Annotated in this window: 2 protein-coding genes; both read right to left on the bottom strand. The window is 60.8% G+C overall.

Features of this window, described 5'->3' with window-relative positions:
- Window positions 1-807: acyl-CoA dehydrogenase family protein (locus tag AB4Z11_RS30055; RefSeq protein ID WP_442029598.1), on the bottom strand; the 807-nt coding region annotated here is incomplete at its 3' end.
- A 14-nt stretch (window positions 808-821) separates the two neighbouring features.
- Window positions 822-2,000: an acetyl-CoA C-acyltransferase gene (locus tag AB4Z11_RS30050; protein ID WP_442029596.1), complete on the bottom strand. Its 1,179-nt coding sequence runs from the start codon at window positions 1,998-2,000 to the stop codon at window positions 822-824.
- Window positions 2,001-2,189: the final 189 nt, after the last annotated feature.

Genomic DNA, 2,189 nt, shown 5'->3' with positions numbered 1-2,189 from the left:
GAAGTTGAGCAGGCAGTTGGTCGTTCCCCGATTACCCATCTTGTGGTTCAAGCCTGCCAGCGCGATGTCATTGCGCTCGCCATCGGGTAGGAATTTCGGCACGAGGAACAGCGAAATCCCTTTCACACCGGGGATCAGTTTGCCGTGCGCGTCCGGAATCTTGGCCAGAACGAGATGGACAATGTTCTCGGCCAATTCGTGTTCACCGGCGGAGATCCACATCTTGTTGCCGCGCAGGCGATACCGCCCTTCCCCATCCGCTTCTGCGTGCGTGGTAATGTCGGACAGGCTGGAACCGGCCTGCGGCTCGGACAGGCACATGGTGCCGAAATAGCGGCCTTCCAGCATCGGCATGACGTAGCGCTCGATCTGCTCCGGCGAACCACATTTGAGCAGCGTGTTTGCATTCGCCATCGTCAGGAAGGTGTAGGCAGCTGTCGCGACATTGGCAGCCGTGAAGTAGCCGGCCAGCACGCGGTCCACAACATAAGGTAGCTGCATGCCGCCCTGTTCGTAGTCGTGGCCCGCCGCCATCAGACCTGCCGCCGAGAAGGCATCCAGCGCCTGTTTCACCTCAGGGATGATCCGCACGGCGCCGTCGGGGCCAACGTGCGGCTCCTGCTGGTCATTCTTCTTGTTGTGGGGGGCGAACAGCTCGGTCGCGATCTGTTCGGCGGTATCGAGGGCGGCGTCGAAGCTCTCCCGGTTGTGGTCCTGGAAGCGTGGACGCGCTGTTAGCGCCTTCACGTCCAGCCATTCATACAGGAGAAATTCGACGTCCCGGCGCGACAGCAGTTTCGATTGCATGGCGCCTCGCGCGATCAGACGATTTCGAACAGGCCTGCCGCACCCTGGCCGCCGCCAATACACATGGTGACCACCACGTATTTGGCGCCGCGGCGCTTGCCTTCGATCAGTGCGTGGCCGGTCATGCGCGCGCCGGATACGCCGTAAGGGTGGCCCACTGCGATCGCGCCGCCGTTCACATTCAGGCGATCCATCGGGATGCCCAGTTTGTCGGCGCAGTACAGCACCTGCACGGCAAAGGCTTCGTTCAATTCCCATAGGCCGATGTCCTCGACCTTCAGACCGGCTTTCTTCAGCAGCTTCGGCACCGCGAAGATCGGGCCGATGCCCATTTCGTCCGGCTCGCAGCCGGCCACGGCAAAGCCGCGGAAGATACCCAGCGGCGTCAGGCTTTTCGCCGCTGCCGCCCGATCGCTCATCAACACCGCAACCGAGGCGCCATCCGAGAACTGGCTGGCGTTGCCCGCCGTGATCACACCGCCCGGCATCGCAGTGCGAATCTTGGACACGCCTTCCAGCGTCGTATCGGCGCGGATGCCTTCGTCGGCCGAGATGGTCACTTCGCGCGTTCCCAGGGTGCCGGTCGACTTGTCGGCCACGCCCATCACGGTGGTCATCGGCACGATTTCAGCGTCAAACAGGCCGGCCGCCTGGGCGGCAGCCGCGCGCTGCTGGCTTTGCACGCCGTATTCGTCCTGGCGCTCCTTGCTGATGCCATAACGCTTGGCCACGATTTCCGCCGTTTGCAGCATCGGCAGATAGATTTCCGGCTTGTGCTGATTCAGCCAGACGTCCTTATACATGTGCATATTCATCTCCTGCTGCACACAGGAGATCGACTCCACGCCGCCCGCCGCATAAATCTCGCCTTCGCCCGCGATGATGCGCTGAGCTGCGGTGGCGATGGTTTGCAGGCCAGACGAGCAGAAACGGTTGATGGTCATGCCCGGCACGGTAACGGGTGCGCCGGCGCGGATGGCGATCTGGCGCGCGATATTGCCGCCGGTCGCGCCTTCCGGATTGGCGCAGCCCATGATCACGTCTTCGATCTCGCCCGCCTCGATATTGGCGCGGGTGATTGCCGCCTGCAGCACGTGGCCGCCCAGGGTTGCGCCATGGGTCATGTTGAAGGCGCCTTTCCAGGATTTCGCCAGGCCGGTACGGGCGGTCGATACGATGACGGCATCAGTCATTTGGAGTCTCCTTGATAATGTATCCATCGAGAATAACACATTAAAGCACGGTCGTTCGCTAATATTTTTGTAAGTTTTGCGTAAGTTTCAAGCAAGCATGACGTAAGGTTAAGAGTCCAGACTCCATGATGCCGGTTATGTATTTGGCATTCTAAATAAATGGAGGAGACACACATCATGGCAATTAGC

The organism is Pseudoduganella sp. RAF53_2, from assembly GCF_052113985.1.
GTDB lineage: Bacteria > Pseudomonadota > Gammaproteobacteria > Burkholderiales > Burkholderiaceae_D > Rugamonas.
This window is presented reverse-complemented; position numbering and strand designations above follow the sequence as displayed.